The organism is Sporosarcina sp. P32b, from assembly GCF_002743335.1.
Lineage (GTDB): Bacteria > Bacillota > Bacilli > Bacillales_A > Planococcaceae > Sporosarcina.
Window position 1 is genome coordinate 119,755 of the sequence record NZ_PDZB01000003.1, and the last position, 15,959, is coordinate 135,713.

General features: G+C 40.7%; 13 protein-coding genes. 9 read left to right on the forward strand and 4 right to left on the reverse strand.

What is annotated here, in order from left to right:
• Window positions 1-134: 134 nt before the first annotated feature.
• Window positions 135-950 carry a DUF368 domain-containing protein gene (locus tag CSV64_RS03700; RefSeq protein WP_099632851.1) on the forward strand — a complete coding sequence of 272 codons (816 nt, stop codon included), beginning with the start codon at window positions 135-137 and terminating at the stop codon, window positions 948-950.
• Between the two features lie 49 nt (window positions 951-999).
• Here the strand turns inward: CSV64_RS03700 and CSV64_RS03705 are convergent, their stop codons facing one another.
• On the reverse strand, window positions 1,000-2,424 hold the full coding sequence (locus CSV64_RS03705) for a catalase (RefSeq protein WP_233190372.1): 1,425 nt from the start codon (window positions 2,422-2,424) through the stop codon (window positions 1,000-1,002).
• A gap of 335 nt (window positions 2,425-2,759) precedes the next feature.
• On the opposite strand from CSV64_RS03705, the gene CSV64_RS03710 reads away from it, so the two are divergent.
• The 5 genes from CSV64_RS03710 to cydC all read left to right on the forward strand — a co-directional run bounded on the left by CSV64_RS03710 (window position 2,760) and on the right by cydC (window position 9,606).
• A complete protein-coding gene (locus tag CSV64_RS03710) occupies window positions 2,760-3,254 on the forward strand; it encodes a hypothetical protein (protein ID WP_099632853.1) in 495 nt (164 codons plus the stop codon).
• A 500-nt stretch (window positions 3,255-3,754) separates the two neighbouring features.
• A complete protein-coding gene (locus tag CSV64_RS03715; RefSeq protein WP_099633018.1) occupies window positions 3,755-5,158 on the forward strand; it encodes a cytochrome ubiquinol oxidase subunit I in 1,404 nt (467 codons plus the stop codon).
• On the forward strand, window positions 5,145-6,161 hold the full coding sequence (cydB, locus tag CSV64_RS03720; RefSeq protein WP_099632854.1) for a cytochrome d ubiquinol oxidase subunit II: 1,017 nt from the start codon (window positions 5,145-5,147) through the stop codon (window positions 6,159-6,161). The genes CSV64_RS03715 and cydB overlap by 14 nt, the downstream gene beginning before the upstream one ends.
• Window positions 6,161-7,882, forward strand: coding sequence for a thiol reductant ABC exporter subunit CydD (gene cydD / locus CSV64_RS03725; RefSeq protein ID WP_099632855.1), 1,722 nt, complete (start codon window positions 6,161-6,163; stop codon window positions 7,880-7,882). The genes cydB and cydD overlap by 1 nt, the downstream gene beginning before the upstream one ends.
• Complete coding sequence (cydC, locus tag CSV64_RS03730; protein ID WP_099632856.1) at window positions 7,879-9,606, forward strand: thiol reductant ABC exporter subunit CydC; 1,728 nt, start codon at window positions 7,879-7,881, stop codon at window positions 9,604-9,606. Before cydD ends, cydC begins: the two co-directional genes overlap by 4 nt.
• A 151-nt stretch (window positions 9,607-9,757) precedes the next feature.
• On the opposite strand, the gene CSV64_RS03735 is transcribed toward cydC, so the two are convergent.
• Window positions 9,758-10,246, reverse strand: a complete 489-nt coding sequence (locus tag CSV64_RS03735) for a DedA family protein (protein ID WP_099632857.1) — start codon at window positions 10,244-10,246, stop codon at window positions 9,758-9,760.
• Between the two features lie 17 nt (window positions 10,247-10,263).
• Window positions 10,264-11,043: an archaetidylserine decarboxylase gene (gene asd / locus CSV64_RS03740; RefSeq protein ID WP_099632858.1), complete on the reverse strand. Its 780-nt coding sequence runs from the start codon at window positions 11,041-11,043 to the stop codon at window positions 10,264-10,266.
• Window positions 11,044-11,099: 56 nt separating this feature from the next.
• Here asd and pssA point away from each other — a divergent pair, with 56 nt between their 5' ends.
• From pssA to recQ, 3 genes are all read left to right on the forward strand, one after another.
• The gene (gene pssA / locus CSV64_RS03745) at window positions 11,100-11,633 is read left to right on the forward strand and encodes a CDP-diacylglycerol--serine O-phosphatidyltransferase (RefSeq protein WP_099632859.1); all 534 of its coding nucleotides are present in this window, start codon (window positions 11,100-11,102) and stop codon (window positions 11,631-11,633) included.
• 106 nt (window positions 11,634-11,739) lie between these two features.
• Complete coding sequence (locus CSV64_RS03750) at window positions 11,740-12,156, forward strand: hemerythrin domain-containing protein (RefSeq protein WP_099632860.1); 417 nt, start codon at window positions 11,740-11,742, stop codon at window positions 12,154-12,156.
• A 31-nt stretch (window positions 12,157-12,187) separates the two neighbouring features.
• The gene (gene recQ / locus CSV64_RS03755; RefSeq protein ID WP_099633019.1) at window positions 12,188-13,960 is read left to right on the forward strand and encodes a DNA helicase RecQ; all 1,773 of its coding nucleotides are present in this window, start codon (window positions 12,188-12,190) and stop codon (window positions 13,958-13,960) included.
• Between the two features lie 695 nt (window positions 13,961-14,655).
• Here the strand turns inward: recQ and CSV64_RS03760 are convergent.
• Window positions 14,656-15,825 (reverse strand): MFS transporter, encoded by a 1,170-nt coding sequence (locus CSV64_RS03760; protein ID WP_099632861.1) that lies wholly within the window; start codon window positions 15,823-15,825, stop codon window positions 14,656-14,658.
• Window positions 15,826-15,959: the final 134 nt, after the last annotated feature.

Here is a 15,959-nt window from a genome sequence, read left to right on the forward strand (position 1 = left end):
CTATTTACGTAAAGAAGTTCATATGCTGTCCAAATAGCTGTAACATATAAAGAAAATAAGTAGTGGTGAACTATTATTAGTACAACACAGCATGATATACTAAACGGAATGAAATCATTGGGGGAACAATTAGCATGGAATGGAGAAATTTATACCGCGGTTTTTTAATGGGCATCAGTGACCTGGTTCCCGGAGTAAGTGGCGGAACGATAGCATTTATATTAGGGATTTATGATCAATTACTTATTTCGATAAGTGGATTTTTTAGTAAAGACTGGAAGAAACATATTGGGTTTCTCCTTCCTCTTGGTATCGGGATGGGAGCGACGATCATTCTATTCAGTAAAGTGATCTCGTATTTACTGAAGCATTATCATGAACCAACGCAATACTTCTTTTTAGGATTAATTGTTGGTGTCATTCCATTTGTTTCAAAGCAAGCAGGACTGAGAAAAAACTTTAAATTTCATCATGTTTTGTTGATGGTAGTAGTGGCAGCAGCATTAGCTTCTACAGCTTTTATGAATCCTATTGATCCCATTACGATTACACATCTAACAGTGAAAAACACCATTATCCTTTTCCTATCAGGCTGGGCAGGTAGTATGGCGATGCTGTTACCAGGTGTCAGTGGATCATTTATTCTCCTGTTGTTAGGCGTTTATGCCTCAGTCATTACGGCAATTTCAGACTTTAACATACCAATTATCATCGCGACGGGTTGTGGGATAGTCTTTGGGTTTGTAATTAGCAGTAAATTAATACGCTATCTTCTTGCCAATTTCCATACCGGAATGTTTGCCATCATCATGGGATTAATCATCGGTTCGATTTTTGTGATTTACCCTGGTATGCCTGAAAGTGGTACACCGTTTGTCATGAGTGTTATCGCCATCGTCCTTGGCCTCTTAATTGCCAATATATTAAATGGTGTAGGGGATAAAGCATAAAATACAAAAACCGCTTGGAGATTTGCTCCAAGCGGTTTTTTATATGATTTTATTGTTCTACAATTGTTGTTGTATTTTCAATATCTACATCAGCCATCGGAATATCCAATGCTTTCGCTACACCTTCACCGTATTTCGGGTCTGCTAAGTAACAGTGACGAATATGCTTGATTTTGATCTCTTTCGGAGCGTCACCCATATTCCGTGCAGTGTTCTCAAATAAACGCTGCTGCTCTTCTAAGTTCAAAATATTGAACAACTTACCAGGCTGTGTGAAGTAATCATCGTCATCTTCACGGAAGTCCCAGTGATCGGCGTCGCCGTGAATTTTTAGTGGTGGCTCTTTGAAGTCTGGTTGTTCTTGCCACTCACCATAGCTGTTTGGCTCGTAGTGAGTAGTAGAGCCCATATTGCCATCCACACGCATTGCACCATCGCGGTGGAAACTATGGAACGGACATTTTGGTGCGTTAACAGGAATCTGGTGGTGATTGACACCTAAACGATAACGTTGCGCATCGCCATAAGAGAATAGACGAGCTTGTAACATTTTATCAGGTGAGAATCCAATACCCGGAACGACCGCTGCTGGTGTAAACGCAGCTTGTTCTACTTCAGCAAAGTAGTTTTCAGGGTTGCGATTTAATTCAAATTCACCGACTTCAATTAGTGGGAAGTCTTTTTTATACCAAACTTTTGTTAAGTCGAATGGATTGTATGGCATTTCCATTGCTTGTTCTTCTGTCATCACTTGAATGTACATTTTCCATTTAGGGAAATTGCCATTGTCGATATTAGATAGCAAATCGCGTTGTGAACTTTCACGATCTGATGCAACTGTTGCTGCAGCCTCTTCATCTGTCATGTTTTCAATACCTTGCTGGGAACGGAAGTGGAACTTCACCCAGTGGCGTTCATTGTTCTCATTGATCATACTGAATGTATGGCTACCAAAACCGTGCATTTCACGGAATGAACGAGGTATACCGCGGTCGCTCATGACAATAGTGATTTGGTGTAATGCTTCAGGAAGTCCAGTCCAGAAATCCCAGTTGTTTGTTGGACTACGTAAGTTTGTACGTGGATCACGTTTTACTGCGTGATTCAAGTCAGGGAATTGCAATGGATCACGGAAGAAGAATACAGGCGTATTGTTTCCGACCATATCCCAGTTTCCTTCTTCAGTATAGAACTTCAAAGAAAATCCGCGGATATCGCGCTCTGCATCTGCTGCACCACGTTCACCTGCAACAGTGGAGAAACGTGCGAACATCTCCGTCTGTTTACCAATCTCTGAAAATAACTTTGCTTTCGTATACTTTGTAATATCATGCGTTACAGTGAAAGTACCGTAGGCTCCAGATCCTTTTGCGTGCATACGACGTTCAGGAATCACTTCACGGTCGAAGTGCGCTAATTTTTCAAGTAACCATACATCTTGTAATAGAAGTGGACCTCTTGGACCCGCTGACATAGAGTTTTGGTTATCAACTACAGGTGCACCCGCAGCAGTCGTCAATTTTCTTTTTTGAGAATTATTATCATTGTTGTTCAAAATACATTCCTCCTCGATTGTTGGTTTATAACCTATAAACACTATTATACCAGAGCTAAATTTAAAAAGAAAGCCTTATTTATAATAGTTATTAATTAATAATAGTTATTATTAAGTATAGGTTATTATGTACTGTATATTCATCATAATTTGTTACCAACTATTTGTCTAGAAATACGAATTAGATTAAGTATAATTGTAGAATGATGTATAATAATGATAGAAAATGATTTGCATAGAAAGGACATCAATATATGAGCACTATGAAAAAATGGTTTCTTTATGCCATTGTACTAAGCTGTTTATCAGTAGTATTAGTTGCATGCAATGATAAAGAAGAAACAGCACCACCAGCGACATCAACCGAACTGACTCCTGAAATTCCAGAAGAAGAGGAAGTCATCGTTGCAGCAGTGGATGATGAAGAATTATATCAAAAAGTAGTGAGTCAGCTAGAACAGGTGGGTTTAACAGTAAGCGAACCAGATGAAGCTGCGATTGATATGTTCAGAGCGGAAAGTGGCATGGTATTAACGATCAATGGAGACGCTTTACTTCCATTACATCTCTATAAACTAGATCCATCTGACAAGCGCCTTGATATAGTTGAAGAAACCGGCAATCTTCCGGTGTATATCGGCAGTAAGACCGAGCAGTTGGCCGTAAAAAAGGTAGATCACTTCATTATATATCTCCACAAAGGACATCCTGATTATGATGAGATTATAAAAATAATAGATAACATCTAATTAAAACGACTGGCTTCCTATTTAATAAAGGGGAGCTGGTCGTTTTTTCACATTGGAGGATTATCGTATTGTAAGGGGGCATAGTGAATTTACAAATGATCATAGTAACGTCTTACCCGCTCAAAGCTTTCGTCAATCGCTCATAGTTCTTGCATACCCGCTCTATGGCATGTTCTAACCGCTCATACCTACGAAACACCCGCTCTATAATACTCGTTACCCGCTCAATTTAGTCCTTTTCCTAATAATGGAATATAAAGCACTCGCAACTACAACAGAAATCCCAGCTTACAACCGTAGAGTGTAAGAGGAAAATCACTGAAATTGGGTCGAATCTCCATCTTTTCTGCGTTGTTACAAAGCCGCCATAACTTCTAGACGATTTCGTCATAAGTTTGCAGGTTTGTAACAGGAATATCGTACATAGTTCACGAACTATTTTTCGTTCTACGTTATTCTAGGTAGTAGAAAGACAGTTCGAAAGGAGATCAACAAAAATGATGGAAGAAGTTTTATTAGCGAGAATTCAATTCGCATCTACCACATTGTTTCATTTCATTTTCGTCCCTTTGTCCATCGGCTTGGCGCTGATTATCGCGATCATGCAGACGATGTATGTAGTGAAGAAAGATGAAATCTACTTAAAAATGACGAAGTTCTGGAGTGTTTTCTTTCTGATCAACTTCGCGATCGGCGTAGTGACTGGTATCATTCAAGAGTTTCAATTTGGAATGAATTGGTCGGCTTACTCTAGATTTGTTGGAGACATCTTTGGTGCACCACTAGCTGTTGAAGCGTTACTAGCATTTTTCCTAGAATCTACGTTTATCGGAATTTGGATCTTCGGTTGGAACAAGCTACCGAAGAAATTACACTTAGCTTGTATTTGGTTAGTATCTATCGGAACGGTCATGTCCGCATTCTGGATTTTGGCAGCTAACTCATTCATGCAAAATCCAACAGGCTATGTATTACAAAATGGCCGTGCAGAAATGAATGATGTGGTCGCCTTGCTGACAAATGAAAAGTTATGGGTTGCGTTCCCGCATACGATTTTCGGAAGTTTTGCTACCGGTGCATTTTTCGTAGTCGGTGTTAGCGCATGGTATTTGATTAAAAAACGTAATGTAGACTTCTTTAAAAAGTCTCTGGCAATTTCATTAGTCATCGGTATGTTGTCAGGTCTCGGAATTGCATTTACGGGTCACGCACAAGCTCAGTACTTGATGCATGCACAACCAATGAAGATGGCAGCGGCAGAAGCGCTATGGGAAGATAGTGGAGATCCGGCTGCATGGACATTGTTTGCAAAGATTGATGTGGAAAATCGAGAGACAACGAAACGAATTGATATACCTTATATGTTGAGCTATTTAACATACAGTGAGTTTAAAGGGAAAGTACAAGGTATGAACGCGTTGGAACAACAAATGATTGAACGGCACGGAGAAGGGGAGTATCTTCCACCTGTTAAGACGACATTCTGGAGTTTCCGTATAATGGTGGTTACAGGCGGTACACTACTTGGGTTAGGTGCACTTGGTTTGTTCCTAATGTTCCGAAAGAAAATTGTGGAGTCCGTGTGGTTCTTACGACTTCTAGTAGTGGGGATCTTCCTACCGTTTATAGGGAACTCATTTGGTTGGATCATGTCTGAAATGGGACGACAGCCATGGGTAGTCAACGGTTTGATGAAAACGGCGGATGGTATTTCACCAAACGTTTCAGCAGGGCAGATTCTGTTTTCACTCATATCCTTCTCTACTATATATACGATCCTTGGAATCATCATGGTCGTATTGTTCGTGAAATTCATCCAGCGTGGTCCGGAAGAACAACCGGAAGAGGATGTATCAGCAACAGATCCGTTTGAAACAGGAGGTGCGGGACATGCCGTTAAGTGATATTTGGTTTATATTGATTGCTGTCCTATTCATAGGGTTTATCTTCTTAGAAGGATTTGATTTCGGTGTCGGAATGAGTACGAAATTCTTGGCACGTAATGATTTGGAAAAAAGAGTTGTCATGAATACGATTGGACCTGTTTGGGATGCGAATGAAGTATGGCTAATTACTGCGGGTGGTGCGATGTTCGCTGCATTCCCACACTGGTATGCAACAGCATTTAGTGGATTTTATTTACCGTTTGTTATTTTATTACTAGCCTTCATCATACGGGGCGTAGCATTCGAGTTTCGTAATAAGGTTGATTCGAAAGCCTGGGTCAAGACGTGGGACTGGGCAGTATTCATCGGTAGTATTTTACCGCCATTCCTATTTGGTGTATTCTTCACGAGTTTAATTCGCGGATTACCGATTGATGGAGATATGAACATGTATGCAAGCTTTACCGATTTTGTAAATGTCTACACAGTGATTGGTGGTGTAACGTTTGTTCTGTTATCGTATCTCCATGGTTTGCTGTTCATCGGCTTAAAAACTGTAGGGGAGTTACGTGAGCGAGCGAATGCAACTGCACGTAAAGTGTATGCATTGACTGGTGTATTCCTCATATTGTTTATCATCTTTACGTATTTGGATACAGATGCCTTTACAGATCATGGAGCTATTTTGATTCCAATGTATGGTCTGGCAGTTATATTGTACGGTTTACTGTTCTTCTTCTTAAAATCAAAACGAGAAGGACTGAGCTTTACGATGACTGGTTTAGTGTTAATCATTATCATGGCTAATTTTTTCATCGCGCTATTCCCGAATGTCATGATCAGCTCAATGGATCCTGCATTTAATATGTCGATTGCCGATGCGGCTTCAGGAGACTATTCATTGAAAATCATGACAATCGTAGCGTTTACTATGGTGCCAATCGTTTTGGCGTATACAATTTGGAGTTATTACGTGTTCCGTAAACGGTTGACAGGTGATAAGGAGCATCTAGAATACTAATGGATAAATACTTGCTTCAATACAAAGGAAGTAAACAAGTGATGGTATGGATTGGACTACTTACTGTAGTTCAGTCCATCGCCATTGTTATTCAAGCGATCTATTTAGCAAAAGCGATTACACAATTGTTCCAAGGTGCAGACTGGAGTGAAGCACTTCGATCATTTGTGATTTTTGTCGTAGCAAACAGTGTACGTCATGTGATCCAATGGGCGAAGGAACGTATTTCGTATCGCTTTGCCGATCTAACAGCAAAGGATTATGAGCAACAATTATTAAAAAAAATCTTTGATTTGGGTCCTCAAGTAGTGGGGAAATATGGTTCTGGACATTTAGTGACACTTGGTTTAGAAGGTGTTCCGAAGTTCAGAAAGTATGTAGAATTGCTCATACCACGGACGTTAGCGATGGCTATTGTTCCGTTTGTCATTGTCGGATATGTCTTTACTTTAGATATTATGTCGGCTGTGACACTCATTATAGTTTTGCCGATTCTCATCATTTTCTTAATTTTGATCGGATTGGTTTCGAAGAAGAAAATAGATGAGCAGATGGATACGTACCGCTTACTTTCACGGCACTTTGTCGATTCATTACGGGGAATTGTGACACTGAAATACTTAGGACGTAGCCGAGCACACGAGGAATCTATTGCTATAGTCAGTAATAAATATCGTATCGCGACGAATCGATCATTGCGCTACGCGTTTCTGTCTTCGTTTTCATTGGATTTCTTTGCTAGTCTTTCCGTAGCAGTAGTGGCGGTTGAACTGGGTCTGCGTTTGATTAATGGACAGATTCTTCTTGAACCGTCACTTGCTATTTTGATTTTGGCGCCAGAATTTTTCTCGCCTGTTAGAGAGTTAGGGAATGACTTCCATGCTACAGCTGACGGCAAGGATGCAAGCTTACAAATCCACAGTATTTTAGAAGAGGAAACAGTTGTTCAGCCAGTGATTGTTTCGCCGATTGCTACTTGGAACGACAAGTCAAAGATCGAGTTACGAAATGTCGAAGTCAAAATCGATGAACAAACTATTTTTGAAGGGTTGGATTTAGAGTTACAAGGATTCACAAAAGTTGGCGTCATTGGTCATTCAGGAGCGGGAAAATCGACACTTATTGATGTCTTATCCGGTTTCACATTACCGACTGATGGAAGTTGCGTACTGGACGGACAAGAATTACCGCATTTAGCTATTGCTGATTGGCAAAAACAAATCGCTTATATTCCACAACATCCTACGATTTTTCCGGATACTGTTATCGGAAATATTCGCTTCTATGAACCAGATGCTACATTGCAGGAAGTACAAGATGCGGCGGAGCGGGTAGGTCTGGATCTTTTGATCGCAACGTTCCCAGCAGGTTATGAAGAACGGATCGGAGCGGGTGGAAGAGTTCTGAGCGGTGGAGAAGAACAACGGATAGCGCTAGCTCGTTCGTTACTGCAACGTCGTCAAATATTATTATTCGATGAGCCGACTGCACATTTGGATATTGAAACAGAGCATGAATTAAAGCAGATGATCTTACCACTTCTTGAAGATAAACTCGTTGTGTTTGCTACGCATCGCATTCATTGGATGCAAGAAATGGATACGATTGTAGTCCTGGAAAATGGTAAAGTGGTAGAAACGGGCTCTCACGAACAATTATTGCAACAAGACGGAGCCTATTGTCGTTTACTTGAAGCGCGTGGAAGGGGGCATGCTGTATGAACTTGTACCAACAACATATACTTCCCTATGCCCGTAAATATAACAAAACCATACTATCTACTATACTTCTCGGAACACTGACTATTCTTTCAGCTGCGATGTTGACCTTTACATCAGGATATTTAATATCCCGTACATCCGAAAGGCCTGAAACGATATTACTTGTTTATATTCCGATCGTGGCAGTTCGGACATTCGGTATTTCGCGTGCAGCCTTACGATATGTAGAGCGTTTGCTTGGCCATAATGCCGTATTGAAAATTATTGCCGATATGCGGGTACAGCTATATCACGTACTGGAGCCGCAAGCATTATTCATTCGTTCACGTTTTCAGACGGGCGATTTACTTGGTGCACTAGCGGATGATATTGAACATTTACAGGATGTCTATATCCGTACGTTGTTTCCGACTGTCATTGGATTATTCTTATTCAGTTTCTCTGTGATTGTACTGGCTGTCTATGACTGGAAATTTGCGCTTATTATGGCTGTGTTACTAGCCATCGTGACGTTTATGTATCCTATGCTTTCACTTTATATGATGAAGAAAAACCAGTTGCAATCGAAAAAACTTCACAGTCAATTGTATAATACGATGACAGAAGGTATTTTTGGTTTACGTGATTGGATCATCAGCGGCAGAAAACAACAATTCCTTGCGTCATTTAAAGAAGAAAGTCATGCAAGCCACGCCATTGATAAAAAACTGGCGTATTGGCAACAATCTCGGACGATGCAATTGCAAGTTTTCTCAGGATTACTAGTCTTAGTCGTCGGAGTTTGGGCAGGACAGCAAGCTGCAGCAGGTTCGTTGGCACCTACGTATATCGCTGCATTTACATTGGTTACGTTGCCGATTTTAGAAGGCCTGATCCCAGTGTCATTCGCGATCGAACGTTTACCTGCTTATGAAGCTTCTTTGCAGAGGATTGACGCTATTCATCAGCAAAACACTGCAGAGGAGCCAATCGCAATGGAGCTTAGTCGAGCAGATCAAGTTTCTATCGTTCTCGACAATGTTGGTTATCGTTATGAAGGTCAGAAAGAAAATGCAGTTCAAAATATTTCACTGACGATTCAACCAGGAGAAAAAGTGGCAGTACTAGGAAAGAGTGGTGCAGGAAAGTCCACTCTTATACAGTTATTACTTGGCACCGTTCAACCGACAGAAGGACAGGTACATGTCAATGAACAAGCCGCTTCACTCTATGGAGATTCTATATTTGAAATTATGAGCGTTTTGAATCAAAAGCCATACCTTTTCGCAACAACAGTTCAAAATAATATAAAACTTGGTGACGCATCTGCTACTTTCGAAGATGTGCAGCGGGTAGCTGAACAAGTTGGTTTATTTGAGTATTTGCAATCACTTCCAGAAGGCTTGAAAACTCAAATGGAAGAAACAGGACAACGATTCTCAGGTGGAGAGCGTCAACGGATTGCTTTGGCACGAATTTTATTGAAACAAACGCCAGTTGTCATTTTAGATGAGCCGACTGTCGGTTTAGATCCGGTGACAGAGCACTCTCTTGTAGAAACACTTCATCACTCTTTAGAAGATAAAACGGTCGTATGGATCACACACCACTTAATGGGCATGGAAAAAATGGATCGTATTATTTTCATGGATGGCGGGGAAGTCATTATGAACGGAACACATAAAGAATTATTAGCTACAAACGAAAGATATCAGCAGCTATATGCATTAGATCAAGGTATATAAACTTCTTGAATTACGGTGACTATCATGAACCAGTGAAAAAACGACGATGCCCTTTCTGTAACAGAAAGCACATCGTCGTTTTAATCTTTAGATTCAGTGTAGAAGAGGCACTGTACCCCCATTCCACTCTCTACTAACATCTTTCTATCGCTTAGAAAAAAGGTAGATGGATGAAATAGCCAAGTAACAAGCAAATCGTAGTTGAGACAATGACACCCGGTATAGCAAACAACACATATCGTTTAACACTCATACCGCTCATTCCCGAAACATAACAAATGAAATGGCGCATACCAGGAACAAAGTAACCGAATGTCACCGTCCAGGAGCCGTAAGTCATAAACCATCGCTCGACCTTGTGCATACGATGGGGCGTGAGGAATAAGTGATTTCCAAAACGATGAATCAATGGTTTACCAAGTTTTCTGCCAATCATATAGGTGAACAATGTTCCGACCATGACTCCAGATAGTGTGAAAATGATTGTGAAGACAAACTGGAACGTACCTGCTGAAGTTAAATAACCGGCGAATGCTACAAGCACTTCATCCGGCAAAGGAAGCCCGAAAATACCAAGAGCCAAAAAGAAAAATATAGAAAGATAGCCATACTGCACTATATATTCTTGAAGATGTTCCATCAGAAAACCTCATCTACTTAAGATTGCCATTCTCCGATCCTATCACCAACTTGAACTTCCGTAAACGACATTTTTTCTGGCTTAAATACGTCATTTTGTTCAATGAATAAAATAACAGTAGATCCAAATGCAAAATGACCAAAATCTTGCCCTTTTTCACAAGTAGTTTCAGAATTTGCAATGCGGACACTGTTTACATTTAAGGCGCCTACTTTGACGACAGCTACATGTCCGAAATCAGTCAAGAGTTCCGAAATGACCCTATGGTTAGAAGAAAACACATCGTTACGCATACGAATTCCTAAATCATTTACTGGATATGAAGTAGAACCTAATGCATAGCGATTTATCAACGTTCCAGAAATAGGATAATGGAAATGATGATAATGTCTAGGAGAAAGATAGAATAGATAATAATAGCCATTCGTATAGCGAGCAGCTTTTTCTGTGCCGCCAAGCAATGAAGCTAGACTGTATGTTTTATCTTTCACGCTAAATTGTTGTTGTGTATCAATAATGCCTGAGTCGCTCAAAACACCGTCAACTGGAGAGATTAACGTCTTTTGATTGCTATCAATTGGTCTCTTACCAGTCTGTAATGAACGGGTGAAAAAGTCATTGAGACTTTTATAATGTTCTATTGGGTATTCCGCTTCGTCTATTTGAATATGATAGAATGACGCAAAAGGCTTTATTAACGGTTTACTAATACGTGAGGTAGTGACTTGTTTAAGCAAAGCCGAACTGACCGGTGATCCAGTTAATTCAACAAATGATTTAAAAATACGTGTTTTCATCTTTTCTTCCTTTCATTTAAAGCATATACTAAAGAAGTGTACGAGGAGGTCGTAACTTGTTTTCATCTAGATATTTTAATTATACTAAACTAAAATCCCAATTGGCGAATATCATAACACTTTTTAATTTAAGTTTAGGGATTATAGCGATATTACTTGTGCTTCAAGGTCATGCACATATGAGTCTGATGTTCATATTCTTCGCTGCATTATTTGATCGGTTCGATGGAATGGTAGCCAGGCATTATCAGGCAGAGTCGGCATTTGGTAAAGAACTTGATTCGCTCAGCGATTTAGTTTCATTCGGCGTAGCACCTGCTATTCTACTCTATGACACCGCGTTGACTGATACGATGTGGATTGGTTTGTCCGCTGTAATTTTTTATATTTTAGCAGGCGCAGTCCGTTTAGCCCGCTATAACGTCGAAGAGTTCGATGGCTCCTATTATGGCCTGCCTATAACAGCGGCCGGTGTTTTACTTACATTGAGTTACTTCGTAGTTCCGTATTTAATTGCACCTTACATTGTGATTTATATGTGTGTACTTGCATGGCTTATGGTCAGTCGTATTCGTATAGCGAAAGTGTGAAAAGTGTCTTGCAGAGAATTTTCTGTAAGGCTCTTTTCATTGTAGGAAGCTATCACTGACTCAGAAATTCTGTTATGCTTAAGGAAAACTAGAAGGAGTGGTCAGTATGTCAGGACCCGCATTAAGACAGCTTCATTCACATAAAGCAATTCATGAAGGTGGACTTTCTGGTGCCGTAATGAAAACAGATGATTTACTAGAATATGTAGAACAAGGTGAAACGGAAATGGTTCAGCAGGCTTGCGATCATTTACTAGATTATTGGAAGACACGCGTGATCAGTCATGCGGATGCTGAAGAAGAAGGCTTTTATAAACAAGTTCTAGAAGAGAAGCCAGAGCTTGCGCGAGACATTATCCAGCTTACCCGTGACCACGATTTGATGCGAATACTCGTTGCAGATATCGAGGCATTACGTGAGGAAGATCCAACCGTCACAACTGAAATTATGCAGAAATTCAACGGTTTGATCGTGGTGAATGAATTACATAGCAGAGAAGAAGAACGTTTATTATTTCAATAACAAAACTAGTAACTAAGGGAAGGTGGTGGCGATCATTCAAAATCCGTTAGATATATTGGAAAAGTATTTTGGTTATTCAGCATTTCGAGAAGGGCAGCAGCGAGTTATTGATCAAGTACTACAAGGTGATGACTCACTTTGCGTCATGCCAACAGGTGGTGGTAAGTCGGTCTGTTATCAAGTACCTGCGCTAGCGATGGAAGGAACTGTTCTTGTCATTTCGCCGCTGATTTCTTTGATGAAGGACCAAGTCGATGCATTGCATCAGTTGGGTATTCCAGCAGCGTATATTAACAGTACATTATCATCAGAAGAATATTTTGGCACGATGGATAACGCACTTGAAGGAAAATATAAACTGTTATATGTGGCTCCAGAGCGATTGGATTCCGAATCCTTTCTTAATCAATTACAGCGGATGACGATTCCGCTAATTGCGATCGACGAAGCGCATTGTATTTCACAATGGGGACATGATTTCCGGCCGAGTTACCGAAATATCCATCGTATCTTTGATTATTTAAACAACCGGCCCATTGTTCTTGCACTAACCGCAACGGCTACACCCGAAGTACAGGATGATATATGCCAGCAATTGCATATCCCGCCTGTAAGTCGCGTCGTAACTGGTTTCGAAAGAAGCAATTTGGTGTTCTCTGTAGTCAAAGGTCAAAATCGAGACCAATTTGTTAAAGAATATGTTCAGAAAAACAAAAATGAATCGGGCATTATTTATGCCGCGACTAGAAAAGCAGTGGAGCAAGTTTATGTATTACTTGAAAAAAGTGGTATCCCAGCTGCAAAGTATCATGCAGGATTACCCATTGATGAACGCCAACAGCAGCAAGATCGATTCATCATGGAAGATGCACGCGTGATGGTCGCAACTAACGCGTTCGGTATGGGAATCGATAAATCCAATATTCGCTACGTCATTCATTATCAAATGCCGAAGAATATGGAAAGTTATTATCAGGAAGCTGGAAGGGCAGGACGTGATGGGCTCGACAGTGATTGTTATTTGTTATTCTCTTCGCAAGACGTCTTAACACAACGCTTCCTCATCGAACAGTCTCCAGATCCTTCCCGTGTATCGAATGAAATCAAAAAGATGCAAGTGATGGTAGATTACTGCCATACGGAAGGTTGTCTGCAAAAACACATCATCAAGTATTTTGGCGAAAATGATGTGGAAGATTGTGGTCGTTGCGGCAACTGCACCGACACGCGCGAACAGTTTGATGTAACAGTGGATACGCAAAAAGTGCTTTCCTGTGTTATCCGTATGGGGCAACGCTTTGGTAAGACGATGGTTGCGCAAGTACTGACAGGATCGAGAAATAAGAAGCTCAAAGAATTAAACTTTGATGAGCTAACGACATATGGATTGATGAAAGGACGCAATGCCAAAGACGTGGCAGATTTCATCGAATTTTTGATTTCAAAGAATTACCTACAAGTTGAAAGTGGGCCGTATCCAACTATTTTCGTCAGTGAAGATGGGAAAGATGTCTTACTAGGAAAAGTAAAAGTCTGGCGTAAAGGCGAGATGGTGACAACTATCGTCGCTAAAGACGATCCGTTATTCAACGAACTTCGAGCGATGCGCTTGAAACTAGCACAAGAAGCTGGTGTCCCACCATTCGTTATTTTCTCGGACAAGACATTACGCGACATGGTAGCGAAAATGCCTGCTACTAATGAAGAGTTATTAACCGTGCAAGGGGTAGGCGAAACAAAGCTTGAACGTTACGGAGAAGTGTTCCTTGAGATTATCGATTCGTTTTCAACGCAGCAAGCGTAAATAGGAAACATCGCAAGAAGTCGTTGCTTTACGACTTCCTGTGATGTTTTTTAAAATTTAAGATTATGATAATGAAGTAAAAAGAATGGGAGTGGTGTTGGGTTTGGGATTGGCGGTAGGGAGGACTGCTTTCCTGCGGGGTCTCAAGGCTCATGCTATTCCCGCGGGAGTCTCCACTCCGTAGCGCCAATCCCTTGCAGTGTAAGAAGATAATACTTTTTATTGCATATTGAAATAAGTGTTTTAATGAATTTTGAACTTCTAGATTTGAATTTAAATAAGTTAAGATAAAATAATAATTCACACGCTACCTTCATTGAGTGATACAAGTATCTCCACTATCAATGTAGGATGGAAGCGGAAGTTGGGGGCGAAGTGCAAAGATGTGCTCCTAACGCTTCGCTTTTACTCGCAAAAGCCGTTCTTCGTAACGGCTCTTCCCGATGGATCAGCCCGATCAGGTGAGACAACCAAAGAGAGCAAAGCGAACTGGTTGGCTCACCGCGGGCCCATGGGAAAGCGTCCCCCAACTGGAGCTTCCATACCTTCGTACTAACTAAGTAACTCACTTTTTCCCCGCGCTTGCTTTTGAACTTAACGAGTTTAAAAATCACTTATTAATCGACAATCTCCATATAAAAAGGTATGCCCATTAAAGTCAAATGACTTCAACAGACATACCTTTTTTAACCTATTTACTGTGCAGAGCGTTGACCCTCGAATGGACGAGTATCTTTTCGCAAACCAATTAATGTGAAAATGGCTGCGATTAACAAAATCGCACTTGCAAGCATGAAGGCATGATGGAATTCCAAGTCCAATATACCAATAGCGCTAGATCCTACTACTACGCCAAAGGAGAAGAATGCATAGAAGAATCCGTACGCTTTCCCTCTTGTTTCGGGTTCCGTGGAATCTATTAGCAATGAGTTAATAGAAGGGAACAGGAATGCGAACCCAGTTCCATAGACGACCATCGCCAGCATCATTAAAGATAGTTCGTCAACTTGTGATAAGAACAACATACTGCCACTCATCAAAATCAAGCCGACTGCCAATGTGACCATTGGACGGGCGATATCAAAAATACGGTTGATCGGCAAAACGAAAATCAACACAGCGACTAGACCGAAAACACTTAGCAGCATACCCGTCGTTTTTGCATCAAACTGAAGGTACTCGACTTTTAGTGGGAGTACTAAGGCTAACACACCTTGTGAGAACATCAGGAAGAATGCGCCAAGAAAAGCTCGGATGATACCTGGGTGGCGGAAAAACGCTAACGGCTTCACTGCTTTTTGTTTCGCTGTTTTTACTTTTCTTACGTATGTAAACGAACGTAAAAAAATAACGGCGCCAATGGTTAGCAAAATCATGAAGACCCCATTGATGGCCATGATGGTCACAACGCTTGTCTTAACGGAGACGATCCCGCTATAGGCAGGTCCGAAAATGGCAGCAAGTCCGACAAACGCACCAGAGATCGCAGCATTTCTACCCCGCTTAGAACGTTCGGAACCGTTAGCTAGAAACGTGAAGGCAGCTGGAATGATTAAACCTTCCGTTAAGCCGTGCACAAAACGAATGCCGATTAATGATCCTGAACCAGAAATCAATCCATATGAGAACAACGACAAAGCGGATGTGAACAAACCAAATAATAAAATATAGAATGGTCCTCTACGATCTGTCAAAATACCTGAAATGATATTACCGAAAATATTCGCAAACGAGTAAATACCGACCGACAATCCGACGATAAAAGCAGAAGCACCGAGACCTGTAGCGAACGGACTCATGATCGGCAACTGTGAAAATAAATCAAAGAACGAGAAGAAAACAATTAGATAGACAAAAAAGCGCATAAAAGATCCTCACTTTACAAAAAATTCAACTACTATCTATTTTAACATGAAACTTTTCGAATAGAACCGAACTGCTCAAAGATAAATATTCGCAATCTATCATCCTTCACGGTAAAATGAAAAACGTAAACAAC

Excerpts from the sequence above, each read along its gene's own strand:
- CSV64_RS03700 (WP_099632851.1), top strand. The coding sequence starts at position 135 with ATGGAATGGAGAAATTTATACCGCGGTTTTTTAATGGGCATCAGTGAC.
- CSV64_RS03705 (WP_233190372.1), bottom strand. The coding sequence starts at position 2,424 with ATGTCAGCGGGTCCAAGAGGTCCACTTCTATTACAAGATGTATGGTTA.
- CSV64_RS03710 (WP_099632853.1), top strand. The coding sequence starts at position 2,760 with ATGAGCACTATGAAAAAATGGTTTCTTTATGCCATTGTACTAAGCTGT.
- CSV64_RS03715 (WP_099633018.1), top strand. The coding sequence starts at position 3,755 with ATGGAAGAAGTTTTATTAGCGAGAATTCAATTCGCATCTACCACATTG.
- cydB (WP_099632854.1), top strand. The coding sequence starts at position 5,145 with ATGCCGTTAAGTGATATTTGGTTTATATTGATTGCTGTCCTATTCATA.
- cydD (WP_099632855.1), top strand. The coding sequence starts at position 6,161 with ATGGATAAATACTTGCTTCAATACAAAGGAAGTAAACAAGTGATGGTA.
- cydC (WP_099632856.1), top strand. The coding sequence starts at position 7,879 with ATGAACTTGTACCAACAACATATACTTCCCTATGCCCGTAAATATAAC.
- CSV64_RS03735 (WP_099632857.1), bottom strand. The coding sequence starts at position 10,246 with ATGGAACATCTTCAAGAATATATAGTGCAGTATGGCTATCTTTCTATA.
- asd (WP_099632858.1), bottom strand. The coding sequence starts at position 11,043 with ATGAAAACACGTATTTTTAAATCATTTGTTGAATTAACTGGATCACCG.
- CSV64_RS03750 (WP_099632860.1), top strand. The coding sequence starts at position 11,740 with ATGTCAGGACCCGCATTAAGACAGCTTCATTCACATAAAGCAATTCAT.
- CSV64_RS03760 (WP_099632861.1), bottom strand. The coding sequence starts at position 15,825 with ATGCGCTTTTTTGTCTATCTAATTGTTTTCTTCTCGTTCTTTGATTTA.